Annotated in this window: 24 protein-coding genes; all 24 read left to right on the top strand. The window is 48.3% G+C overall.

Annotated features, from left to right (window positions below; all coding sequences use genetic code 11):
- Window positions 1-319: 319 nt before the first annotated feature.
- The 24 genes from fliD to fliJ all read left to right on the top strand — a co-directional run bounded on the left by fliD (window position 320) and on the right by fliJ (window position 24,728).
- Window positions 320-3,421, top strand: a complete 3,102-nt coding sequence (gene fliD, locus JW883_14740) for a flagellar filament capping protein FliD (protein ID MBN1843524.1) — start codon at window positions 320-322, stop codon at window positions 3,419-3,421.
- A gap of 229 nt (window positions 3,422-3,650) precedes the next feature.
- Window positions 3,651-4,112 carry a flagellar export chaperone FliS gene (gene fliS / locus JW883_14735; GenBank protein ID MBN1843523.1) on the top strand — a complete coding sequence of 154 codons (462 nt, stop codon included), beginning with the start codon at window positions 3,651-3,653 and terminating at the stop codon, window positions 4,110-4,112.
- On the top strand, window positions 4,109-4,564 hold the full coding sequence (gene flgN, locus JW883_14730; GenBank protein ID MBN1843522.1) for a flagellar export chaperone FlgN: 456 nt from the start codon (window positions 4,109-4,111) through the stop codon (window positions 4,562-4,564). The genes fliS and flgN overlap by 4 nt, the downstream gene beginning before the upstream one ends.
- A gap of 15 nt (window positions 4,565-4,579) precedes the next feature.
- Window positions 4,580-4,942: a flagellar protein FlaG gene (locus JW883_14725; GenBank protein ID MBN1843521.1), complete on the top strand. Its 363-nt coding sequence runs from the start codon at window positions 4,580-4,582 to the stop codon at window positions 4,940-4,942.
- Window positions 4,943-5,041: 99 nt separating this feature from the next.
- Window positions 5,042-5,752, top strand: a complete 711-nt coding sequence (locus JW883_14720) for a response regulator (GenBank protein ID MBN1843520.1) — start codon at window positions 5,042-5,044, stop codon at window positions 5,750-5,752.
- A gap of 180 nt (window positions 5,753-5,932) precedes the next feature.
- On the top strand, window positions 5,933-7,543 hold the full coding sequence (locus JW883_14715; GenBank protein MBN1843519.1) for a response regulator: 1,611 nt from the start codon (window positions 5,933-5,935) through the stop codon (window positions 7,541-7,543).
- A 173-nt stretch (window positions 7,544-7,716) separates the two neighbouring features.
- Window positions 7,717-8,316 (top strand): PilZ domain-containing protein, encoded by a 600-nt coding sequence (locus tag JW883_14710; GenBank protein ID MBN1843518.1) that lies wholly within the window; start codon window positions 7,717-7,719, stop codon window positions 8,314-8,316.
- Window positions 8,313-9,140, top strand: coding sequence for a GHKL domain-containing protein (locus JW883_14705; GenBank protein MBN1843517.1), 828 nt, complete (start codon window positions 8,313-8,315; stop codon window positions 9,138-9,140). Before JW883_14710 ends, JW883_14705 begins: the two co-directional genes overlap by 4 nt.
- 388 nt (window positions 9,141-9,528) lie before the next feature.
- The gene (locus JW883_14700) at window positions 9,529-10,119 is read left to right on the top strand and encodes an excisionase family DNA-binding protein (protein ID MBN1843516.1); all 591 of its coding nucleotides are present in this window, start codon (window positions 9,529-9,531) and stop codon (window positions 10,117-10,119) included.
- Window positions 10,120-10,315: 196 nt separating this feature from the next.
- The gene (locus JW883_14695) at window positions 10,316-10,789 is read left to right on the top strand and encodes a chemotaxis protein CheX (protein ID MBN1843515.1); all 474 of its coding nucleotides are present in this window, start codon (window positions 10,316-10,318) and stop codon (window positions 10,787-10,789) included.
- A 2-nt stretch (window positions 10,790-10,791) separates the two neighbouring features.
- Window positions 10,792-11,253, top strand: a complete 462-nt coding sequence (locus JW883_14690) for a chemotaxis protein CheX (GenBank protein ID MBN1843514.1) — start codon at window positions 10,792-10,794, stop codon at window positions 11,251-11,253.
- Between the two features lie 27 nt (window positions 11,254-11,280).
- Entirely contained in the window at window positions 11,281-11,658 is a 378-nt protein-coding gene (locus JW883_14685; GenBank protein MBN1843513.1) for a response regulator, read from the top strand.
- A 36-nt stretch (window positions 11,659-11,694) separates the two neighbouring features.
- On the top strand, window positions 11,695-12,156 hold the full coding sequence (locus tag JW883_14680; protein MBN1843512.1) for a hypothetical protein: 462 nt from the start codon (window positions 11,695-11,697) through the stop codon (window positions 12,154-12,156).
- Between the two features lie 106 nt (window positions 12,157-12,262).
- Window positions 12,263-13,648 carry a sigma-54-dependent Fis family transcriptional regulator gene (locus tag JW883_14675; GenBank protein MBN1843511.1) on the top strand — a complete coding sequence of 462 codons (1,386 nt, stop codon included), beginning with the start codon at window positions 12,263-12,265 and terminating at the stop codon, window positions 13,646-13,648.
- A gap of 344 nt (window positions 13,649-13,992) precedes the next feature.
- Window positions 13,993-16,611: a tetratricopeptide repeat protein gene (locus JW883_14670; protein ID MBN1843510.1), complete on the top strand. Its 2,619-nt coding sequence runs from the start codon at window positions 13,993-13,995 to the stop codon at window positions 16,609-16,611.
- A gap of 219 nt (window positions 16,612-16,830) precedes the next feature.
- A complete protein-coding gene (locus JW883_14665) occupies window positions 16,831-18,174 on the top strand; it encodes a sigma-54-dependent Fis family transcriptional regulator (protein MBN1843509.1) in 1,344 nt (447 codons plus the stop codon).
- A 105-nt stretch (window positions 18,175-18,279) separates the two neighbouring features.
- Window positions 18,280-18,669, top strand: a complete 390-nt coding sequence (flgB, locus tag JW883_14660; protein ID MBN1843508.1) for a flagellar basal body rod protein FlgB — start codon at window positions 18,280-18,282, stop codon at window positions 18,667-18,669.
- Window positions 18,669-19,100, top strand: coding sequence for a flagellar basal body rod protein FlgC (gene flgC, locus JW883_14655; protein ID MBN1843507.1), 432 nt, complete (start codon window positions 18,669-18,671; stop codon window positions 19,098-19,100). Before flgB ends, flgC begins: the two co-directional genes overlap by 1 nt.
- A gap of 132 nt (window positions 19,101-19,232) precedes the next feature.
- Complete coding sequence (fliE, locus tag JW883_14650; protein MBN1843506.1) at window positions 19,233-19,523, top strand: flagellar hook-basal body complex protein FliE; 291 nt, start codon at window positions 19,233-19,235, stop codon at window positions 19,521-19,523.
- 39 nt (window positions 19,524-19,562) lie between these two features.
- Window positions 19,563-21,164: a flagellar M-ring protein FliF gene (fliF, locus tag JW883_14645; GenBank protein MBN1843505.1), complete on the top strand. Its 1,602-nt coding sequence runs from the start codon at window positions 19,563-19,565 to the stop codon at window positions 21,162-21,164.
- Window positions 21,164-22,186 (top strand): flagellar motor switch protein FliG, encoded by a 1,023-nt coding sequence (gene fliG, locus JW883_14640; protein MBN1843504.1) that lies wholly within the window; start codon window positions 21,164-21,166, stop codon window positions 22,184-22,186. The genes fliF and fliG overlap by 1 nt, the downstream gene beginning before the upstream one ends.
- A 49-nt stretch (window positions 22,187-22,235) precedes the next feature.
- Window positions 22,236-22,973 (top strand): hypothetical protein, encoded by a 738-nt coding sequence (locus JW883_14635; protein MBN1843503.1) that lies wholly within the window; start codon window positions 22,236-22,238, stop codon window positions 22,971-22,973.
- On the top strand, window positions 22,970-24,295 hold the full coding sequence (locus tag JW883_14630) for a FliI/YscN family ATPase (GenBank protein MBN1843502.1): 1,326 nt from the start codon (window positions 22,970-22,972) through the stop codon (window positions 24,293-24,295). Before JW883_14635 ends, JW883_14630 begins: the two co-directional genes overlap by 4 nt.
- Window positions 24,282-24,728 carry a flagellar export protein FliJ gene (gene fliJ / locus JW883_14625; GenBank protein MBN1843501.1) on the top strand — a complete coding sequence of 149 codons (447 nt, stop codon included), beginning with the start codon at window positions 24,282-24,284 and terminating at the stop codon, window positions 24,726-24,728. The genes JW883_14630 and fliJ overlap by 14 nt, the downstream gene beginning before the upstream one ends.
- Window positions 24,729-24,736: the final 8 nt, after the last annotated feature.

Raw genomic sequence — 24,736 nt, 5'->3', positions numbered from 1 at the left:
CGACGTTGGACGTTCAATGTTCGATGTTCGACGTTCATCTTTCAAAACAATTCCGTACGGCATAAATGTAACCTGTGAACGGTTACAGAAAAACTAAGGTCTTGGCGTTCCGCTGCCAAAGTCAGGGCTTTCCTTGCTCTATTGTGATGGGAATGCCCTGTTTTTTTGTTGTGCCAGTGGTGTTGGCAGGTCTTTTGCTGTGCAGCAGTGTACCCATGGGAAACTCAAGTTTTGGGAAGGATTTTCCGATAGATCTATCAGCTGCAGGCACATTTTGCCTACAGGTGAAATGGGCCGATTTGTTGGGAGGTGTAACAGTATGTCTTTAAGTACGAATCTCGTATCAGGCCTTTCAAGCGGGTTTGACTGGCGCAGCATGATCGACCAGTTGATTGCCCTTGAGCATAAGCCGGTTGATCTAGTTGAAGAGAAGAAATCCAACTACGAATCACAGCTTTCGGAGTGGCAGTCTTTCAACACCAAACTGCTTGGGTTCAAGACGGCAGCAGGCGCCCTAAGTGCGGAGACAGGGTTTAGCGTTTATGTGGCAGGCACCACGTCCAATACGAGCACATCACCATCTGATTTGCTAACCGTGTCGACGAGCAGCACTGCTACTCAAGGGACATATAACATCAAAGTCAATAATCTCGCTCAATCAGAGAGAATCTCTTCGAAAAACTATACAGACATAGATACAGCGCTGAGTTTGTCAGGCGATTTCCTCGTTTCAGGAAAAGCAGTAAACGTAGTAGCAACGGATACACTGGCAGGTATAAAGAACAAAATCAATGCCTTAAACACCGGCGAGAATCCTTCCAACGTAACTGCCAGCATTGTCTCATACGGTACTGACAACTATCACCTGGTCTTGAGCAGTGATGAGACGGGCGAAGATGGGTTGAGTGTCCTTGAAGGGGCCTGCTCGGGTGGTAATAACATCCTTCAGGACTTGGGCTTGATCAGTTCAGGCACCCAGATAAAGACCTCCACCAGCGATGGGGCAAAGAGTGACCTTTTCAGTAGTTCCAACGGGGTTGTGGGGACATTGCTCGGATTGACCAGCGCCCCGGGGGCCACGACCGTTCAGATCGGAGGAAACAATGTTGATATTGACCTTTCCAGCCAGTCCATAACAACGATAGCACAAAATATAGACGCACTTGCTGGAGTGTCGGCCTCTGTTGTCTCTGAGACCGTGGACGGAGAAACCAGATACCGGATAGACGTAAGCGGTACGACTTCTTTCACGGACAACGGTAACGTCCTTCAGACACTCGGCATTCTGGAGGGCACATACACAAGCGTGACCGAAGTCCATACGGGAAGCGTGGCAAATACCACAGGCGGCGGCGCAACGGCCATCACGGAAAACACACAATGGAATCAAATAGACGGGGCGAACGTTCAAGCAAACACTTCCTTTACGATTACCGGCAAGAAACACGACGGGACTGAGGTATCAGGCTCTTTCACCATCTCCGGCACGACCGCCCAGGTGAGCGAACTGCTCAATTACATTGAAACAACCGTGTTTGGTAGTACGGTGAGCGCCACGATAAGCGCTGAGGGCAAGATTCAGATTACGGACACGACTTCAGGGGACAGCCAGCTTGAAATGATCCTGGCAACCAATAACCAGGGCGCCGGAGCCCTCGATTTCGGGACGGTCTCCATGACCACCGAAGGCCGGTCCATGCAATTGGCTGCCGGTGAAGATGCTGAGATCGTGGTCGACAATGTGGTCATAACGAACTCATCTAACACCATTAGCAGTGTCATAACGGGTGTGACCCTGAATCTCGTGGGAGAGGACACGGACACCACCGTCACACTCAAAGTGGACCGGGATATTGACACGATCATGGAGACAATCAGCACATTTGTTGACTCCTACAATGAAGTGATTTCTTACATTTGCCAGCAGCAATCCTACGACGAAGATGAGGAAGAAACCGGCGGTGTTCTCTTTGGTGACGGGACCCTGTCTTCAGTGAAATCAGACCTGACTACCACACTGCTCGAGTCCGTATGGGGTGTTTCCAGCGAATACGCCACATTGGGGTTGGTGGGCATCGAGCAGAGTTCTGTGGTTTCCGGTCAGGACTATGAACCCACGCTTAGCATCGATACAGACACGCTACGCGGATACTTGGAGACAAATTTCAGCGATGTCAAGAGCCTTTTTTCCGTCAATGGTAGTCCGAGCGTGAGCACTATTGAGTACATTTCCTATTCCAACGACACTGAAGCTGGAGAATACACCGTAAATATCACGCAGGCAGCCACCCAGAGCACTTCCACCAACAGCGACAATGGGACTGTTGGGGAAGATGAGACTCTGACGATTACTGAAGGAGATAAGATAGCCCAAATCTCATTGAAAACCACTGATAGTCTCAGTGCTATCAAGAATGCCATAAACTCCGAACTGTCAACGGTATACACTGAGACCTTGGTGGGAGACCAGCAGCTCTATGAAGGGAGTGGAGGGACCACCGTACTGAGGTCAACCACTGCCTGGGATCAAGTCTACCTCGATGGCAGCACCTCAGCTGGTGTTTTAACTGGCGACAGAATCACTTTCACCGGTACGACTCGATCAGGTACAGAGGTTTCGGGTTCCTATGATGTAACCAATGCCTCGTCAGACAAGGTCCAGGGAGTTCTCTCTGCCATAGAAACGGCCTATGGTAACGACATAACTGCTTCTATTGACACTTCCGGACGGCTTGTCATCACAGACAAGTACGAGGGAAACAGCCAGCTTTCTATAGCACTCGACTATACCAATGCCCATAGTCTTACCTTCGGTACCTCAGTTTCCACCACGAATACAGGAGGGCAAGAGGGCCGCTATGCCATGGCCATCACAGCAACAGAAGATGCCGGAAGTCTGGTATTAACCCACGATTCCTATGGAAGTGCTTATACCTTCAGTATTTCTGAAGATGCAGCCGATGACAACAACAAGCTATGGACCGGGGGCGACCAGACCGTCAATAACGGCGTGGACGTTGCCGGCACCATCAATGGCGAAGCAGCTACAGGCTCAGGTCAGACCCTAACGGGTGATGACGGTGAGACGAATGTGGATGGCCTGGTTATTAAATATACCGGCTCGACCACAGGTGACGTTGGCAATATAAAGCTTACGCTCGGCGTGGGTGAACTCTTTGATCGGGCCCTCTTTAACATCACCGATTCCTATGACGGTTATGTGGCTTTTAAACAAGATTCTCTCCAAGATAGCATCAATAGTTTAGAAATCCGGATCGAAAATATGGAGACACGCCTTAATAGCAAAATGGAAAGAATGATAAATCAATTTGTGGCTATGGAGGTGGCTTTGGCCCAGATCCAGAGCCAGAGCCAATGGCTGACCGGGCAGATCAATGCGAGCTATAGTGGTTGGGTGTAGTAGGGCATAAGCGCTAAGTTATTTTTGCACCGGATGGACTGAGGAAGGTTTACTGAAAAAAATGAACATCGAACATCTTTCAAAACAATTCCGTACGGCATAAATGTAACCTGTGAACGTTTACAAAACAACTAGCGCTTATGGGTGGTAGGCAGTGGGGAGTAAGCGGCGAAGCCGCGTTAGATAAAATCGCGTAGCGATTTTATTCAAACCAAAGGAGGACGGATTAATGCATGGAAATGGGGTTGGCGCCTATCAACAGACAAATGTTATGACAGCAGATCCGAAGAGATTGGTGATTATGTGCTACGAAGGGGCGATCAGTAATTTAAGGCTTGCCAGGGAAAAGTATGATGCCCGCGAATATGAGGCCAAGGCGAGGGCGGTGCAGAAATTTCAAGACATTGTAAATGAACTCTTGTGTTCGCTTGATTTTGAAAAAGGAGGTCAGATTGCAACAAATCTGCGGGCAATCTATGAATACATGATACGCCGCATCTTGCAGGGTGATGTGGAGAAAGAGCCATCCGTCTTTGATGAAGTTCTTGGCATGCTCGAGGAACTCAAAGGGGCGTGGGAAGAGATTTTTTATGGCGGCAAAAAAGCCTCAGCGCCGATGCCAGCCCATTTATCCGATCAAATGAGCAAGCAAGGCGGGGCCGCGGCGTATGGACCTCGGGTGAGACTATGATGGAGACTGTAGGAAATCATGAGAAACTCTGCGGCAGGCTAAGAGAGAAGATTCAGTTGTTAGGGTCTTTTTCGAAGGCCACTGCCAGGATGAAGGATGCCCTTGAGTCTCAAGACATCCGAGGGATAACGCTTCGTGTGAAAGAGCGACAGGGGGTTATAAACGAGATCGAACGAATTGATAAAGAAGTTGACAACATTACTCAACAGGACAGCTTTTCAATAGAAAAGTTATCCGAGAAGGCCAGGGATCTGATCAGGAGTTATTCGGACAAGATAAAGACGACCCTGGAGTCACTTGCCGATGTGGATAAGAAATGTTTGACTTTGGCGCGTGCTGAACATGAATCCTTGAAATCTGACATACTCAAGGCGCGACAAGGGCTTCATGTAGCCAGGGGCTACAGGGGCGTGGGTTGTCAAAATCCGAGATTCCTGGATATGAAGAGGTAGCAATATGAGAAGGAGGTGATCTCCGTGTTAGTCGAACCTACGAACGCGATAAGATCGTCAGTAGAAATTGCGCCGGTGGTTCAGCCAGCGGTGAAGACTGAGGCGCCGCAAGAGGCTTCGGGCCGGCGGCCGCAAGAGAAGAAGGGAAAAGAAGATGTTCAACTCCTGCGAGATGTTCTGGAGGCAACTCAGAACCATTTGGATGTCTCGGCCGTGGGCCTTAATTTTTCAGTGCATGAGGCCACTGGCCTCATCAAGGTGGCCGTGACGGATAAGGAGACAGGCGATTTGATCCGCGAGATTCCGCCGGAACAGGTCTTGAATCTGATGGCAAAGATCGATGAAATGATGGGTATCCTCTTTGACGAGAAGGCATAAAGGTCTTTAGTTGAGTAGTTGAATGGTTGAGTGGGAAATTGTGGCAAAGTGGTTAGTTCTTGGAGCTAATCGACAACTTGGAAAACCATGCCAGCCTGAGTGCTAAAGAAAATGGAGCGCGAGCGCCAGTCTATCCAGAGTGTCATTGTCGATGATGATAAGACGATTGGCGAAATCCTGAAGGATCTAGTTACAAGGGAGCACATTTCGGTTGAGGTTTTTGACGATGGCTATGAGGCGATCGAGTTCATAAAGAAACAGCCTGCTGATGTAGTCATAACTGACTTAGTGATGCCCAGGGTCGGGGGCTTGGAAGTGTTGAGGTTTGCCAAGAGGATAAACCCTGACTCGGTAGTGATCATCATCACTGGACATGCAACCCTTGAAAGCGCCATTGAGGCTGTGAGGGAAGGGGCTTATGATTACCTCAAGAAGCCTTTCAAGCTTCAGGAGATGGAGATTGCATTTAACAATGCTATTGAGAAGGTCGGTCTGGTCCGGAAAAACAGAGAGCTGATCCAGGAACTGAAGGATGCCTATGACCAACTGGTTGACATTCAGAAAAGAGTCAATAAATACAAAGATAAGTATAAGAGTAAACAACAGAAGGTCGCCCGCCTCAATTTTTTTTCAAGCAACCTCCCCAGTTTAGAGTTTTTGCGCAAAGCCGATGCAGAGCAGCAGAACCTGTTTGAGGGATTGGAAAATATCTCTCGGTTGAAAAAGGACGGATTGTTGACAGACAAGGAGTTTAAGGCGCTCAAGGCACATATGATAAAAAATCTTGGGATTTATTCAGACAATGGGTAGGTTTTCAACGGTTCAGGGTTCACCGAAAATCTGAACCTGTGAACGCCCAAAACATAAGGTAACCTGAACGGTTCACCCCGTTAAACAGGGTTCCCTTCGGGAAGTTTAACAGGGTGAACCCTGAACCATTGAACGTCTCTTGACTACTGTTATTCGTTATACGTTAGAGTCTATACGTCTATGAGTGAACACTTGAACATACTGGTTGTTGATGATGACGAAATGATCCTTGAGATTTTCAAGGACTTTTTTCACTCAACGGAGACCGGTTCGATCTTCACGGCCCGTGATGGCGCTGAAGCCCTGGAGGTCTGTCAGAAAAACAGGGTCGATTTTTGCTTCACGGATCTTAATATGCCCGGAATGGGCGGGATGGAGTTCGTGAGCAAGGTACAGGGGATCGACAATACCATTCCGGTTGCCGTGATGACCGGATACCCTTCTACAGAGAACGCAATAGCCACATTGAAAAACGGTGTGGTGGACTTTCTGGTTAAACCATTGAAGATGAATAGCATAGGACTGACAATTCAAAGAGCCCTTGGGAAAAGGGATCTGTTTGTTGAAAATATGTTGCTGAAGGAGGAGGTGAAAAACAGAGAACGACTCCAATCTCTTAACAGAGAGCTTGCTGAGAAAGTCAAGGATCTTCATACATTGAATGTGGTTATGCAGAAAGTGGACTGTGTTAAGACCAGTTCTGGATTGTTTGATATGATTGTCAAGCTCTCTACTGAGATAACCGGCAGCGACGAAAGCCATCTCCACATACTTGACGAGTCCCTGAGAAAACCTGTTCTTGTTGCATCGTTTTATGGAGAAGGCAAGAACACGGATAACAACAACCTTATATGCATCGAGAGGGTCTTAGTCAAGAGAATCTCTGAAGGTCTACCGTTTCTCATGAAGGATGCTTGCGATCCATCCCTGTCGAATACCGGCGCTCTTTCGTTGATTGCCACCCCCCTGAAGATAAGGGATAAAATCTTCGGGGTGCTGACCGCCGCCATCGTCAAAGAAGAATCCATACCTTTCAACGTAAAGGATTTGTACTATCTGAATTTCGTGGCAAGAAGGACGGCCTCTGTCATAGAAAACGTCGCTCTGTACGAAAACATTTACGAGAATCTTTTTGCCACACTGTACGCCTTTGTGGAGGCCATTGAGGCGAGGGATCCGTATACCAAACAGCACTCAAGTCGCGTGGCCGAATTTGCCCTCAAGATAGGAAAAGAGATGGGGTGTTCCCACGAAGAACTTGATCTGTTAAATTTTTCTGGTCACCTCCACGATATTGGAAAGATAGGTATTCGGGACAGTATTCTCCTGAAACGTGGTCGTCTGACCGCAGAAGAATACGAGATCATAAAGAAACATCCTGTGATCGGCTCAAGTATTATCGGTCACGTGGGTCTTATGTCTGAAGAGCAGAAAATCATACGTCATCATCATGAGAGATGGGACGGCCGCGGATATCCTGACGGCTTGAAGGGTGAAGCAATTCCGTTGTTGTCCCGCATCCTTGCAGTAGCAGATACTTATGATGCAATGGCCTCTGACCGGGCCTACCGAAAAAGAATTGCTGAAAATGTTATCATCGACACAATAGTGGAAAAGGCCGGCACCCAATTTGATGAAGAAGTTGTAAGTAGCTTTCTTAAAGTCCATAAGAGAGCAGAAATGGCCTACAAGGACGATCTCTTGGCCTCCAATACAACACTGCATGGTGCAAGGCCGGAATCAAGAGTACTCAGCGGGCTACGTGCCATCGTTGACCTGCCTCACCCGTGACGTTGGTCCCTGTACATGAAATCACCTCGCGATTTCATGTAACTAGCTGTCGTTATTCTAATATTCCAATTGGAAAAACAACCTGAATTGAAGGGGCTTGCCTTTGGTGTGTTAAGTGGTATAAGCATTGCAAGGTAGCGCAAAGACAGAGAGCAATGCAAGGACAGGTCGCAATGGAAAATGCAAAGCAAGAGGAGAAGCGGGACTGTGTGCGGGCGGCGATTTGTGTTGATGTGCAATTTTCGGTGCTGGATGCCCATCAATATGAAGCCATCCGGGATAAGAGGGATACTCGGCCTCCGCGGTTTGTCAAGCCCATGAAACAGTCAGTCCCTGGTGAAGTAGAAAACTATCGGGCTGGCCGGGCCTTTGAGTCAAACCTCATAGATTTCTTGATTCAAATAGAGGATAAGCTGGACCGCGTGCTGAAACTCCTGGCCAGGCAGGAAAGATGTGACGAGGGCCTTTTTTGGGGGCAGGGCTTGGATATTAGTGGCAGCGGAATGAGAATTCTGTGCGATAAGGCGGTAAAAGCGGGGCAGATCCTTGACGCCAGCTTCAGGATTTCCAGATACCCTGTTGTTTCGTTGCAGATCTTTGGAAAAGTTGCGCGAGTCAGTCCGGTTCAAGACGACGGCAAGCAGCGCCATGAGATTGCGCTGGAGTTCCTCGAGCTGGATGAGGACTATAAGGAATGGATTATCTCTTACGTATTCCAAATACAGCGAGAGGCCATAAGGAGGGAAAAAGAAAGGAAGAAAGCCGGAAAATGAGTGATCTCCAACAGAATTCCAACGCATATCCATCGCCACTATCCAGGGAACTGATGCTGTTGAAAAAGCTCACTGATCACTATTGTGGCGTGTACTTTGTTCGAACCCTTGAAGGATTTGTCCACAACCTCAACGGACCTCTTCAAATCCTTTGGATTCGCTCCGAACAAGTGCAGCAGGATATAGGCAAGCTGCAGAAGATGCTTGAAGGGACCGATGATGCCGAAGCAGTGGCCTTGTCAGACCGCATGAAACAACGAATAGACTCTTTTGTGAAAGGCCTCGATGATTTAAACGAGAGTCTGGGTTTTCTCACAAGAGATATCCTTGCCAAACGGCGTTCTGAGATCGGGCAGGTGAGAATTAACGAGGTTGTTAAAGACACGCTCACCTTGCTCAAAGCAGACATGTTTTTTAAGCACCGTGTGCAGAAGAGTTTCCGGCTGGATGATAGCCTTCCGAATGTCAGGGGACGATATTCGGATCTTTGTGTGATTATGTTAAACCTGATTCGAAATGCCTTGGAGGCCATGGTGAACTCTGAGGAAAAAGGCCTCACCGTTGAAACTGCTAAGCACGAGGATGGTGTTATCATAAATGTACGGGACACGGGTTGCGGTATTTCAGAAGAAGATCGCCCGCGGATATTTGAGCCCTTTTTCACTACGAAGAGGCAAATAGACTACGAAGGCAAGGTCGAGGAACATATGGGGGTTGGTCTCACGCTCGTGTCCCTTTTTCTCGAGAATTGCCAGGGTAATATTGCATTTGAAAGTGTTCCTGATCAGACAACCTTCACTATTCACCTCCCTTGCCATCCCTAACGATCAATCGAGACCTTCCGTAGAGGTTCACAGGTTCAGAGTTCACCCTGTTAACCTTTCACTACCCTGGAACCTGGAACCCTAAACCCTTGAACGGTTGCGGGAGAAAAAGCCTTAATGCACCCCGGCGCTTGCTTATGGGAACCGCGCAGCCCGAACTCCCTGAGAAGCACATATTTCATCTGACCTCCTGATTTCTCAGGTCAGAGGCAAATTTTGGTGCGATTAATGCATACTTAATAGAATCCCGATTTTCTAATTATCAAACCTTTTCTATCAACACATGGAGGCTTTGCCTGACAATCCGCAAGAAAATTGGCTAACGATTCAGGGCGGTTTTGCCGATAGATAAGAGCAATAGAATATTTTGTATTTATAGGAGCAAGGCATGGAGAAGACTCTTTTTTCGACCCCTGAAGTGGGCGGGTGGCTAGGTGTGTTCCATACCACCGTGAGGCGGTGGATTGAGAAGGGCAGGATCAAGGGTGTCAGGGTCGGAAGAAATTATAAGATCCCCGCCGACGAAGTAGTTCGAATATTGGACACTCATGGTATCCCTTTGCCCGAGGTTGTGAAGATGCAGAAGAGCAGGTCAAAAAACAGAGGCAGAGACCTGCCCTCTAACGGGGCCTATCATGGTTCTATCCTGCAAAAACTTTTGATTGTTGAGGAGATAGAAAACCCCGCCTTTGTGGGCCGCAAGACATTCATATTGGGAGCCAATCAAGCCTTTGCAGATTTAGTGGGCCATAGCCAGGCGGATTTAATTGGCCTGAATATTGCGGAGGTGATTGATGATGCTTCTCAGGAAGGGCTTGTCGATTTTACCCAAAGGCGAATGCAACAGCCCGAAAAAGAGCCTGCAGACTACATAACCCATCTGAAGAAGGATAGAAACGGGAAGAAGAAGATAAGAATTACGGCTGGATCCCTTAACAACATAAAAGACGTTTTTCTCCTGGTCGTAAGCGATGCGTGAAAAAAAGGATCGGTATTGCGATGAAGGATTGTTGATTCACGGAAGACTATCTGGATAATGCTGGAGAGTTACTCGACAAATTCGCCCTTGAAGTGGTGATGCTCGATCCAAAGGATGTAGAGGGGTTGGGGAGCGTCCTTTCAGGTACATTCGGCCGACTGTTTATCAAAAACAATGACTATAGATGGAGTCGAAGATGAAAAAAAGAGAGGATATGCAAGAAGGGGTTAAGAGGGTCGTTCGCGATGTGTTTGAGAGTATGTACTTCATGTTTCCTGAGGCGATTGAAGAAGGTGATCCAGCGCCTCCTTTGCCCGAGTCGTGTTTCAAGGCCGGGGTTGGAGTGAAAAACGGTTCGGAGGTTTTTGTGCTGTATGCTTCTGACAAACTGGTTATGGATATGGCTAAGAGTCTTTTTGGCACGGACCAGCCGGTTGAAGAGGCCGATCTTGTGGATACATTCAGAGAGGCTGCCAACATCATTGGCGGAAACCTTGTGACTGCTCTTGAACTCGACAACAGTGTCGGCCTTGACGTTCCTGATGCAGAAAGATTGCAGACCTGCTCAGAACTTGCGATAGCGCAAGGCGCCGTTTTTGATATTGACGGCGCTTTTTTCAAGATGACAGTTATGGAGCCTTCAGGTCTGGAAGGAACAAATAAGGAATAAGCATGGATGCGAAATTGATCAACCCATTTGTTGATGCAACGGTTAAGGTCCTTGAGACCATGGCTTTCACCAAGGCCCGGGCTGGAAAACCCTATCTGAAAAAGGATGAAGTCGCCCTGGGAGATGTTTCAGGGATTCTCGGCCTGACGGGTGAAGCCAACTGCACAATTTCGGTTAGCTTTGCCAGACAAAGCATTCTTCCCATTGTGTCGAACATGTTTGGAGAGAAAATGGAGGAACTGAATGATGAGATAAGAGATGCCGTTGGGGAGATTACGAACATGATCTCCGGGCAAGCCAGAAAAGAACTTGCCGAACTGGGAAGGTCATTGCAGGCCGCCATCCCTATCGTGATCATGGGAGAAAACCACACCATTACCCATGTTTCCAGGCATACCGTAACGGCAATCCCTTTCAGCACGGATAGCGGGGATTTTACTGTTGAGGTCTGTTTTGAAGACTAAGAACCGGATTTGACGGAGAAACAAGTTATGAATTTGAACATGAACGTGTTGGTAGTTGACGATTTTGCTACTATGCGGCGGATTATAAAGAACGTTTTGAAACAAATCGGGTTTGCCAATATATTGGAGGCCGACGATGGCACAACAGCCCTCGCGGTGCTCAAGAAGAACGAAGTGGATTTGATCATATCTGACTGGAATATGCCCAAGATGACCGGCCTGGATCTGTTGAAAAATGTAAGGGCGGAAGAATCGACAAAGAATATCCCGTTTCTAATGGTTACGGCAGAGGCTCAAAAGGATAACGTATTGGAGGCGGTTCAGGCTGGTGTGAGCAATTACGTCGTAAAACCGTTCACGGCTGATGCCATAAAAGAGAAGTTGACTCAGGTGTTTGCCAAATAGATCTATAAGCCCGAATCGCAAAAGGGGGTGTATTCAATGGATGTTGATAAAATAACCGGGGCTATTCACTCAACAAAACCTGCCGGCCACGAAAAGGCAAGGAAAGACAAGAGCTTTGCTCAGGTTTTGGACAGGACCATGGATATGGTGCATGCTAACAAATGTTCTGAAGATGCCCCGGTTTCCGCAAGTGAGGTCGCTCCAGTTTCCTGCAGTGAGGTTTCCTCGGTTGGCAGACCAGCAGCCTTGCAACGTGCGTCTAATCTGCTTGATTTGATGGAGGAGTACGCACAGGCTTTGAGTAATCCAAGAAAGACGTTGAGGTCAATTGAGCCCATAGTCCTCCGGATGCAGCAGGCGCTCAAGGGTTTGGATGTGCAATCACTCTCTTATCAGAGGGGGAATGACGAACTTGCTAGACTCGTAAATCAGATATCTGTCACCGCCAGTGTCGAGGCATTTAAGTTTCAGCGCGGGGATTATATTGGCGACCGATAATGCTCTTGATTTGTTTTCAGATTAGGCTTATAGAAGGGCTGCGGGATCGGTAAGGAACTTCCGCGATTTCAATATTGCTTTTGTTTGAACGGGGCGGGCATTTACTATGGAAAAGATACTGATCGTAGATGATGATCCCGAAATTCTGGACGTGATTGCCGATGTGTTGCGGCAAGCCGGATATGAGGTCGATCAAGCCGAAGACGGCAGGAGGGCGATTCGGCGCATTGAGGATGATTTCTATGACTTGGTGATAACGGATCTGAATCTGCCCAAGGTCGACGGTATGAAGGTCTTGCAATATGTTGTGGACCAGTCTCCCGAAACCATGTGTATCATTCTAACGGGTTATGGCACGATCAGGGGTTCTGTGGAAGCTATCAAGATGGGCGCTTTTGACTATATCAGCAAACCTGTCAAGTCAGACGAGATCTTGATAGTCGTGGAAAAAGCGCTGAAATACAGGCAGCTTGAAAGAGAGAACATACTCCTAAAGCAGCAGCTTCGGAAAAAGTATCGATTCGAGAACTTCATTGGTGACAGCAAACCCATTCAAAAGGTTTTCGAGCTTATAGAAAGGGTCGCTGACACGGATAGCACTGTGCTCATCACGGGCGAAAGTGGCACGGGAAAAGAGCTGATCGCCAAGGCTATCCATTACAATAGTTACCGCAGAGATAACCCGATGGTGGTGATCAATTGCGGGGCAATTCCCGAGGAGCTTTTGGAAAGTGAACTCTTCGGACATGAGAAAGGGGCCTTCACGGGCGCTCATAAGATGCGAGTGGGCCGTTTTGAGTTGGCCAATGGCGGGACTATTTTCCTGGATGAGATTGGGGACATGAGCCCCAACTTGCAGGTCAAGTTATTGAGAGTACTTCAGGAGCAGAAGTTCGAAAGAGTGGGCGGCACGAGAACTCTTGAGATAGATGTCCGCATCATCGCTGCGACGAACAAAAATTTGATTAGCGCGGTCAATAAGGGGACATTCAGACAGGACCTCTACTACCGACTGAACGTTATCCCAATAAAGGTTCCCCCCTTGAGACACAGAACAGAAGATATTCCGTTGCTTGTCGATTTTTTTATGAAGAGGTTCAACAAACAGAAACGAAAACGTATTTGTGAATTTGCTCAAGATGCGGTTGGTTGCTTGCTGGAATACAGTTGGCCCGGCAATATCCGGGAACTCGAGAACTTGATAGAACGACTGGTCATCCTTTCAAATGGGGATACCATCGAGATTGAGGATATTCCCGAATCTATTAAGGGGAAAGCCAGCAAGGTTGAATCTGTTGAAGTCAGGATCCCCAACAACGGCATTGTTTTTGACCAGGCTGTTGAAGAGTATGAGAAAAAACTGATCCTTCAGGCCCTGAGTGAGACGAACTGGGTTAAGACCAAGGCCGCGAAATTACTCAATATCAATCGAACCACCCTCATCGAGAAGATGAAGAAGAAGAACCTCCTCAAGCCTGCAGTTGCTTCATGATCCAGGTCTTTTTGTCAATAATCTGACATCTCGCCCCGGCCACATGTTTTTGTCAATAATCTGATCCCAGATTTTTTCGATCACTCCAGTACTCCATCACTCTCTCCGAGCCATAGGCTCTATGAGCCGGAGGCCACAAGCCATTGAAATTCCAAGAAGCCAAATCCGCCTCCGGCGGATAACCAGAGCCGGGTCATCTCAGCCCGGATGTTTATAATTGTTGGACTGTGGAGACGCAGGGTCCGGCAACATGCTCTCACATTCCTTGGCATGTTAATTGCTCAACCATGGGGATACGATAGGATTGATAATTCAGGCCGGTGGGTCATAACACTTGGATATCCATGCATTTTAGAGTCAAACGACGGACTATTCTGATTTTTGTTATGGTGATTTTTTCCTGTGTTGGACATCTGCGTGCCGAAGGCCGAGGCTATGACGTTATTGAGCAGGTTTCGACCCATTCTGAGGAGGACGTCTCCTCGGTCCTTATCAAATTGACAGGTTATCCCGCCCATAAGGTAATCCCTGTTGAAGATCGGGAGATGCTAGTTGCCTTCAAGGATACCGAACTTTCAGGGGATGTCTACGCCAGCGAGACCATAGTGGGAGACAAACTAGTGAAGGGCGTAGAGATAACCCAGAAAGCATGCCGTGTGGTTTGTGTGCTTGTCAAGACGTACAAGCCATATAGGGAGATTGAATACCAGGTAAAAGAGGGCAAAGATCTTCTTTGCATTGAAATTAGAACCAAATCGAAGCATCACGAAAAAGGCTTGAAACAATCCATGTCCCCAAAGCCACCTCTTGACGAGTTGACTGGTTTTGATGCAGCAGTGTGGACAGATGATTCGTTTGGTGCAAATGGCTCGGTCAGACCAGGACCAGGCACTGATCTCTTCCTGGAAGCTGCAGAGTTTTGCAAAATGGGGAAATGGGAAAAAGCCATTCCGATTCTTGAGAAAGTTATTCAGTCCTATCCCGAAAGCCGGCATTCAGAACGTGCCTATTTCCTTTTGGCCAAGAGCTTCCATGGCAAGTTTGAAAAAGAGATCCCTGAGCATCTTCTTGACATTACCGCGCATTATCAAGCCGCCATCAGCAAGTTCCCGGAATCTGACTACGTGCCCGGCGCCAGGGTATCCATGGGAAACTGTTACTTAGAGGCAAATCAATACCATCAAGCTATGACGCACTATGATCTTGTCGGGAAGGAAAACAAGGACCCCAGAGCTGCTGCTGAGGCCCTGCTTCAACGGGGCAGGGTTCTTGCCGCCACCAGGAAACCCTTGGAGGCGCTTCAGGCCTTTGAGGAGCTTCAGAGACGTTATCCCAAGACACGATTTGCCACAAAAGCAAAGATCGAGGTAGCAAAGACATTCTTTGACATGAAATCCTTCAAGCGTTCCCTAAGGACCCTTAACGAAATCACGAAGACACGGCCAGATGAGATCTACAAGAATTCAGATATCCTGCTGTACACTGGCAACAACTACTGCGAACTGGGACAACTGCAAGAAGCCAGAGATGCTTTCTCCAAGGTCCTTAATTACTTCCCTGAGCTGGAATCAGCTGATTTGCTCCTAACAAGGATTGCCGACACCTATCGTGAAGAAGGGCTGAGCGATGAGGCGTGCAAGCTGTATGACCTGGTTGCAAGGACATATCCCGAAGCCGAAGGGGGCCTGATTAGCTTGCTTCGTCTTGCTGCGGAAGCCGAAAAAGCCGAAGCTAAAAACACGCCTGCACAAGACCAAGGAATACCTGTTATGAAAACAGCTCATGAGATCTATGAGCAAATCATAGAGGCATTTCCTGACAATTCGTTATCTCAGCTTGCCATGCTGAAGCTTGCCAACATCCAGCAGAAAGACACGCGTTACGAGCAGAGTATCAAGACGCTTAAGGATCTACTGGCCAAACATCCCGCAACAAAATTGAGACAACAGGTGGAGACTTCCCTGCAACAGACATTATTGAAGCTTGCCCTTGTCCAGAAGAAAAACGGAGACTACGAAAAGAGCGTTCTTACCTTGAGAGAGATCCTGGTTGACTATTCCAGGACAAACCTGAGGGAGGAGATCAAGTCCGAGCTTCAGGCATCACTGGAAACGATTTTCGAACGAAAAAGGAAAAGTGGCGAAATTGAGAGTATAGTAAGTTATTATGAGAAGATGAAATCTAGCTTGCCTTTCGGAGAAATGGGGAATGTCCTGTTGCTCCTTGGCGAGGCTCATAAGAGACTTCATTTGTACGGACATGCCCTTTTAATGTTCAGCAAAGCCCGAAATTTCTCTGCGGACAAAGATCAGCAGATCAGAATCCTGCTTGGTCTGGGGGAATCTGCCTATAAGGTAAAGAAATTTGATGAAGCTGAGGGGTCGCTGAAGGATTTTGTCACAAGATACCCTGGGCACAGGGAGGCTTCAAACGCTTATTATTGGCTAGGCAGTATTTTTTTGGAACGTCGACAATACGAGCCAGCCCTGGAGTCCTTAAGGGCTGCTCTTGGGAAAAACTCCGAAACAGACGATCGAGTCAAGATCCTAACGGCAATGGCCAAAGCATCAAACGCTCAGGGACATTATGAGAATGGCGTAAGGTCGCTGAAAGATGTCGTCGCCCTATTGAGCCTGAACAAAGGCAGTCCCTCAGAGGATCTGTTCCTTGCGTACCGAGAACTGGGCGAGACTTATGTGAAACTGGGACAAAAGGAAAAGGCTGTGCCTGTCTTCAAGAGTGCCCTGGAATTGGGCTCAAAGCGCCAGGACATCCAGAGCCTGCAGTTCAGGCTTGCACAATGCTATCAGTGGGTAAAAGCTACGAGCAAAGCACAAGACGTGTTGAATCAGATCGTGGCCTCCGGGGACCCATTCTGGAGCAAGGTTGCCCAGGCGCAAATCAATGAGATCAATATTAAAGAGTCTGTCGACAAGTTTGGTTATGGCTTGAAGAAGTCATGATGACTTCGCAAGAAGCTGTCAAATCCACAGTACAGTAAAAAGGTAACCGTTCACGGGTTCAGGGTTCAACGAAAATTTGAACCGTATAAGTATATGAAGGCGCTACAGATAACGGACAACAGATAACGGACAAGCCTGAACGGATAACCATGAACCGTGAACGGATAACCATGAACGGTGAACGGATAACGGTGAACGGTTACACATGTAAGGACTTATATGGATAGCAAGAAGAGCATACTGCTGGTTGAAGACAAATATGAAGAGAGAATGGCCCTGCATGACAGCTTGAGGGGTTGGGGGTTTGACGTGACTGCCGTCAGCGATGGTGTCAGAGGCTTCGAAAAATTCAACGCCAAGGACTACAACCTTGTCATCAGCGACCTGAAGATGCCGAATATGGACGGCATCGGGCTACTGACCAAGATTAAGGAACAGAGAAATAACGTTCCGGTCATTCTCATCTCTGGATACGGGACGGTTGAGTTGGCTGTTGAAGCTATGAGGCTGGGCGCCTTTGACTTCATGGTAAAGCCACTTTCGCCAAAACTCATTGAGACTGTGGTGAAGACGGCTGCAGGGAATGGTTCGCCTTTATCAGGAAAGCACGATTCTAAACCATCAGAACCCATTATTATAACGAGAAGTTATCAACTGCTTCGTCTATTGGACCTGGCAAAAAAAGTAGCCGATAGCAAGGCTTCCATTTTTATCCAAGGCGAAAGTGGCACAGGAAAGGAGCTTTTGGCCCGCTTTATTCACAATGAAAGCGGTGGGCGGAACAAGCCTTTTGTTGCCCTTAACTGCGCGGCCCTTCCGGACGGACTTCTGGAAAGTGAACTTTTTGGCCATGAGAAGGGATCATTTACAGGGGCGATAACCAGAAAGCTTGGAAAGTTCGAATTGGCACATGGCGGCACTATACTTCTTGATGAAATAAGTGAGATGAATATCCACCTCCAGGCGAAACTGCTGCGGGTTTTGCAGGAATCGGAAGTTGACCGGGTGGGGGGGCACAATCCTATCCCCATCGATGTTCGGGTGATTGCAACGACGAACCAGGACCTTGAGTCAGCCGTAGAAGAAAAAAACTTCCGGGCAGATCTCTATTATCGCTTGAACGTAATTCCAATGAAAATTCCACCACTGCGTGAGAGAAAGGAAGATATCCCCCCGCTGCTTGACTATTTTACTACCAAGTACAACAGGATGAACGGTCGTAATGTCAAGGGCTTGACAAATGATGCCGCCAGGGCCCTTGTCCAAATGGAGTGGCCCGGTAACGTCAGAGAGCTTGAGAATACCACAGAGCGGGCCGTGCTCTTGTGTGAAGGGGATCTTATTGAAAAGGACGATCTGTTTCTGGGCGACCCACCCAGGATAGCTGGTGAAGCGTCATTTCCAGTGGCAGGCTCTATTAGAGAGATGGAAAGAAAGATGATTTTTAGTGCCCTTGACCAGACCGAAGGGAATAGGACCCATGCTGCTGACATCCTCGGCATTAGTGTACGAACGTTACGGAACAAATTGAATGAATACCGGCAAAAGATGGAAACGTTCTAACTGGGCATACAAATTGCTTTACAAAATCGCGAAGCGCTATTCCGTCTTAAAGCGGCGAAGCCGCGCTGCATAAAATCGCGAAGCGATTTTATTAAAGGAAACACTATGCCAATCAAGTCTCTGTTTGGAAAAACATATCAGGTTATTGAGCGATCTCTTGAGATAGGAAAGGTGCGACACGGTCTCATAGCCAGCAATGTCGCCAATGTGGATACAGCGGGCTACAAGGCCGGAGAGATTGATTTTGACAAGGCCCTAAAGGATGCCCTTGAAAAAAGGAGAGTTGGCCTTACACAAACTCATCCCCGTCATTTTGGAATCCCGGGATTGGGGGCAGGAAACTACGAAATCTCTCATGCAGAGCAGTCCTGGGTTGACATTGACAGAGAGATGTCAAAATTGGCGGAAAACAATCTGCGGTACCAGACGAGCATTGAGGTTCTCTTGAGAAAGTTTTCTGCCTTGAAACACACCATAGCCGAAGGAGGACGATAATGGATTTCCTGACTGCGCTTCACATTAGTAGCACAGGTCTGACAGCCCAGAGAACAACAATGAATGTCATTTCCACGAATCTCGCTAACGTGAATACGACCCGTACCCCAGGAGGTATCCCGTACAGGAGAAGAGTTGCCCTTATGGAGGCAAAACCTGTGGAGGATTTTGAGTCAGCGCTGAATTCGCAGTCTGAGTCATTGTGTGGCGTGGGCGTGAGTGAAATTGTCGAAGAGATGACGCCTTTCAGGCAGGTGTATAGACCTGGTCATCCGGATGCGAACGAAATGGGCTATGTGTCTTTTCCAAACGTTAATGTGGTTACTGAAACGACAGACATCATGCTTGCCAGGAGATCCTATGAGGCAAATGTAACCGCAATCTCAGCAACCAAGAGAATGGCGCTGAAGGCCCTTGAGATAGGGAAGTAGTGATGATGCCCGATGCCGGATACAGGATGCATGGAGTGGTAGTAAGCAGTAAGAATTAGGGAGTAGGCACCTGTCAGTAGGCGCCAATGACCATTCACCAGTGACTAATAAATAGTCATAGGGGAGAAATAGATGAGCGATTTAATAATTCAGAGCAAGATCCGTCCTGATGCTTTTAGCGCAGGGGGAAAAGCTCGCGGTAAATCCGGAGGGTTTTCTGCTTTTATCAAACAAGCTGTCAAAGACGTGAACGACATGGAGATTGAGGCTGACAGGTCCATCGAGAAACTCGCGAAAGGACAGGTGGGTATCCATGAGACTATGATTTCCCTTCAAAAGGCCGATATTTCCCTAAGACTTCTCCTTCAGGTTCGAAACAAGGCCATGGATGCCTATAGGGAGGTTATGAGAATGCAGTTCTAGTCGTCTCTAGGCATTTAAAATGATGAACAGAGAGGAAGAATGAGAGCGCTTATCGAACAGTTTATTGCCGTTTTCAAGGCCATGCCCACTCCTAAGAAGGTTACCATGGCAATTGTGCTGGCGTTTGTGGTGACCGGCTTTGCCATGATGTTTTTCTGGGCCAATCAGGTTGATTATCAACTTCTATACGGTAATCTTTCCCAGGAGGACGCAGGCAAGATCGTATCCAAGCTAAGGGAACAGAGGATTTCATACAAGCTTGGCGGTGGAGGCGCCACGGTCTTGGTCCCAGCCGACAAGGTCTATGAATTGCGACTGACCCTGGCCAATGACGGGTTGCCCGTAGGAGGTCATGTAGGCTTTGAGATTTTTGATCAGACGAATTTCAGCACCACCGAATTTGTCCAGAGGCTCAACTATCAAAGGGCGCTTCAAGGCGAACTAGTGAGAACTATTAACGATTTCCGAGAGGTTGAACATTGCCGCGTCCTGTTGGTCATGCCTGAAGACTCTCTGTTTGTCGAAGACAGCAAGCCCCCATCGGCCTCTGTGCTGCTGAAGCTCGGGTCTCCGCTTGCTCCTGATAAGGTCGCAGGGATTGTTCATCTTGTGGCAAGCGCTGTGGAGGGGCTTGTGCCCGAGCAGGTTACGATCGTTGATTCCTCCGGCAAGGTGTTGTTCAAGGGGCCGAATCAGGCCGATCAGTCGGCTCTTTTGACCAGCAATAGGCTCGATTATCAACGTCAGATAGAGGCGCGGATCGGAGGGCGTATTCAGAGTATATTGGAAGGTATTGTGGGCAAAGGCAAGGCAATAGTGCGTGTCAGCGCTGACATAGACCTTGATCAGATCGATTTTAGTGAAGAGAAGTATGACCCCGACAGCAGTGTGATCAGGAGCAGACAGCGCAAATCTGAGTTGTCTGAAAAAGACAGGGCAAAGGGATCGGCAGCTCGTCTTGAGACTACCAATCAGGGCACTATCCCTGTTCAGGGGACTGACGCAAGGACGCGATCTCAGAAAGACGATGAAGTCGTCAACTACGAGATAAACAGAGTCACGCGACATGTCACAAAGCCTTCTGGGGGAGTTGAGAGACTTTCGGCAGCAGCAGCCGTGGATGGAAACTATGAAGTAGCTACGGCCGAAGATGGGTCAGAAACAAAAAAATACGTGCCAAGAAGCAAAGAAGAACTGCAGGAGCTTGAAAAGATCGTAAAAAGAGCTATGGGCTTTGATGAGGACCGCGGCGACCAGGTCTATGTAAGTTCTTTCCCACTTTCACTTTCATCTGACATAAGCGGGATCTTTGAAAGGCCAGGGATAGACTGGTTGGGCCTGGCGCGTCAGTACTCCAAGACAGCGCTTAATTTGGTGCTGGTCATCCTGGTTTTTCTGTTTGTGGTTCGACCGCTCCTGAGATCAGTCAAAGAAATCGGCACGATTGGTGAAAGCGCAAAACGGTTGCCTGCTTTGGAAGGGGAATCAGGAACAACTGCCTTGCCGGAGGGGCAATCCGAATCGGCTGCGTTGCCTGAACCCAAGGATAAAAGCATACGGGAGCGGATAATGAGGCTGGCACGAGACAATGCAGAAAGAACCGAACAATTGCTCAGGGGTTGGTTGCACGAGGAAAAGTGATGGCACAGAGTAATGCCTTAGATGCTCGAAAATTGACGGGGCCACAGAAGGCAGCAGTCTTTCTTATGATCATGGGAGAAGAGTTTACCTCAGAAATGCTAAAGAAGATGGATGAGGAAGAGGTTGGCACGCTTGCCTCCCATATGTCGGTTATCGAATACGTCCCTCCTGATGTCATGAGAAACGTTCTAACAGAGTTTGCAGAAAATATTGAAACCAATCAATTAGTAATCAAAGGAGATGCCTTTTTAAAGGCTCTTATGGATCTTGGCTTGGACAAGGAGAAGGCCGACACCATTTACAAGGAAATCGAAAGAGGCAAAAAGAACGCCCCCTTTAATTATCTTGAGGCGATGGATACCAAGGACCTTATAAACCTCATTAAAGGGGAACATCCTCAGACCATTGCCTTGATACTGGTTCATCTGAGTTCGGGGAGGGCTGCCGAAATTTTGAATGGATTGCCAAGCGAGACGCAGGGTAAGTTGGCAATGCGAATCGCGGAAATCAATCGCGTGCCTAAGGAAGTCATCAAGGAAGTAGACAACGCGCTCAGAAAGGAGCTTCTGAGCCGAGGCGACGCAGGGGGTGGGAAGAAAGTCGGCGGGGTTGGCGCCCTTGCCGATATGCTGAATGAAGTCGACAGAGAGACCGAAGAAAACGTGCTGAGTGCAATTGAAGAAGAGAGAGCGGAAATCGCCGATGAAGTCAGGCAACTGATGTTTATCTTTGAAGATCTGCTTAAGGTAGATGATCGCGGCATGCGTGAGATCTTAAAGCAGGTGGAGAGTCAGCAACTAAGCATAGCGCTGAAGACTGCCTCAGAAGAAATGAGGGAGAAGATCTTTGGCAATCTGTCGTCAAGGGCAGGAGAGATGCTTCGTGAGGATATGGAGGTTATGGGACCCGTGAAACTGAGCGAAGTTGAAAGGGCCCAACAGAATATAATCCGGGTTGCCAGGGAACTTGAAGCTGAGGGGAAGGTGGTTCTCGCGAAAGGGAAAGAAGATGTCCTTGTCTAGTAACACAGGGGGAACAGGGTTACACGGCGAAGCTTGGGTGGCATATCAAATGGAGTGTTTTGATGGCCCGGGTTCTTCTTCGGCCTCCAAAACTGATAGTTGCGTTTTTGAAGCCTTCTGCGACAGTGATAACGGCGAAGTTGATGTGTTTCAGTATATGTCCTCAGGTGGTAGAGAAAGCGCCAAAGAGGTTGCAGGCAAAGCTGCGGCAAGAGCGGAGGAGGTTGTGGCTGAAGCCAAGAATAAGGCAAGCTCGATTGAACGGGATTCCTATGAAAAAGGGTTTGCCCAGGGCGAGAAAGACGGCCAGGAGATGGGAACCAAGAAACTCGAGAAGGTCTTGGAACGGATCCATCAGGCCTTGCAGGAGATAGTTGCCTACAAGCAGGAGTTCATCAAACTTCACGAGAAAGAGACATTGGATCTGGTTTGCCGCATTGCCGAAAAGATCGTCCGCGGAAGAGTCGAGATAGACCGTGGCATTATTCGTGAAACCATTTTTGAGGCCTTAAACCTTGTGGCAGATCGATCAGAGGTGACGGTCAAGGTCAGCCCCGAAGACATCGAATATGTAAAAGAGCTGAGACCGGAGTTTTTTGATCGCATAACCGACTTGAAATCCATAACAATGGAACCTGATCCCTCCATCAGTCCGGGTGGTTGTGCTATGGAAACAGCCTTTGGCCATGTTGACGCCCGGCTGGAGAGCCAGTTGGAGAAGATTACAGCGGCAGTCATGCAGACCTTTGAAGAAGAGAACGCACAAATGGTGAATCGTCAGTCGTGAACTGGAACCAATATGTAGATGCCGTAAATTCCAGCCGGTGCATAACGGCCGAAGGCAGGGTTGTTAAAGTAACCGGACTTATTGCAGAAGGCCACGGTCCGGGCATGGGTGTGGGGTGTACTTGCAGTATTCGGAATGCGGAAGGGGAAGATGTTCTGGGCGAAGTGGTCGGCTTTAAGGATCGTAGAATAATGTTGATGCCGTACGGAGAAATGAGGGGGATCAGCCCGGGATGCAAGATCGTCCTTGTGCATGAGCGGCCATACGTCCCGGTGGGGGATGCTTATTTGGGAAGAGTGGTGAACGGTTTTGGTGAACCTATTGATGGACGTGGCCCGATTCCTTCGACGATTCACTATCCCCTGTACGGCCAGGTGATTAATCCTATGAACCGGCGTTGTATAGCCGAAGTGGCCGATGTGGGCATTGGCGCGCTCAATACTCTGATAACGATTGGCAAGGGGCAGCGGGTGGCAATAATGTCGGGCTCAGGTGTCGGCAAAAGTGTTCTCATGGGGATGATGGCGCGACATACCAAGGCCGACGTTAGCGTTGTTGCCATGATTGGAGAACGGGGGCGGGAAGTAAAGGACTTTGTTGAACAGACTCTCGGCCAGGAAGGGCTGCGGAAATCTATTGTTGTGGCGGTAACTTCTGATATGTCTCCATTGATTAGAATGCGTGGGGCGCACATGGCGACCACCCTTGCGGAATACTTCAGGGATCGGAGCATGGACGTGCTTTTGGTCATGGACTCCATTACAAGATTTGCAATGTCTTCACGCGATATTGGCCTGGCTGTTGGAGAACCCCCCACAGTAAGAGGTTATACCCCATCTTTTTTTGCCCAGCTCCCCAAGCTTCTTGAACGCGCGGGAAGCATTGAGGGCAAGGGAGCCATAACGGGCATATATACCGTTCTGGTGGAAGGCGATGATATGAATGATCCGGTGGGAGATGCAGTCCGCTCGGTTGTGGACGGCCATATCGTGCTTTCAAGGAATCTGGCAAATAGAGGTTATTACCCAGCCATAGACGTCCTTGCCAGTGTCAGCAGGGTCATGAGGGAGATTGTTGATCCACAACATATGAAACTTTTCCGGAAGGTCACGGAGATCATGGCCACGTATCGTGATGTCGAAGATCTCATATCGATCGGCGCCTATGTGGATGGCAGTGACCCAAAGATAGATTATGCCAAAAAGATGATTGAAAGGATTAATGCATTTCTGAGGCAAGACATTACTGAAAAGGTATCATTTGAAGTCGGAATCAGGAGGTTGAAGAAGTTGTTTGAAGACGTCGATCATGAAGCGGTTTAAATTCAAGCTTGAACCTGTCATTCGATATAGACAATACCTTGAACGGCTCGCCCTGATAGAGCTGGCCAGGGCAAAACAGGACCTTTTTGAGACCAAGAAAAGAATCCAGGAAATGCAGCAGAGCAAAAAGGATGCCGCAACTGAGCTTGACTCTCGACAGGCAGAAGGGATGAAGGCGAGTCGATATCGAATCTATACTGACTATTTGCAAGGATTGAGCGATAGGATTGAATCCGAAAACGAACGTTTGGTCGGGATCGGCAGAACAGTTAAAGAAAAGCACCAGGCTGCTGAAGCCGAACGGATCAAGAAAGAGACTCTGGAGTGGGTAAGGCAAAGCGAATACACAAAGCATCTGCAAAGGATTAACCGGGCAGAACAAAAGGCGGCAGATGAACTTGTCAGCCTGAGGCGAGGCTCGTGTGAGTTTTAAGGGAAGGC

The sequence above is a fragment of the Deltaproteobacteria bacterium genome (genome assembly GCA_016930875.1).
GTDB lineage: Bacteria > Desulfobacterota > Desulfobacteria > Desulfobacterales.
Note: the sequence above shows the minus strand (reverse complement) of the source record. Positions and strands in the feature narration are given on the sequence as shown.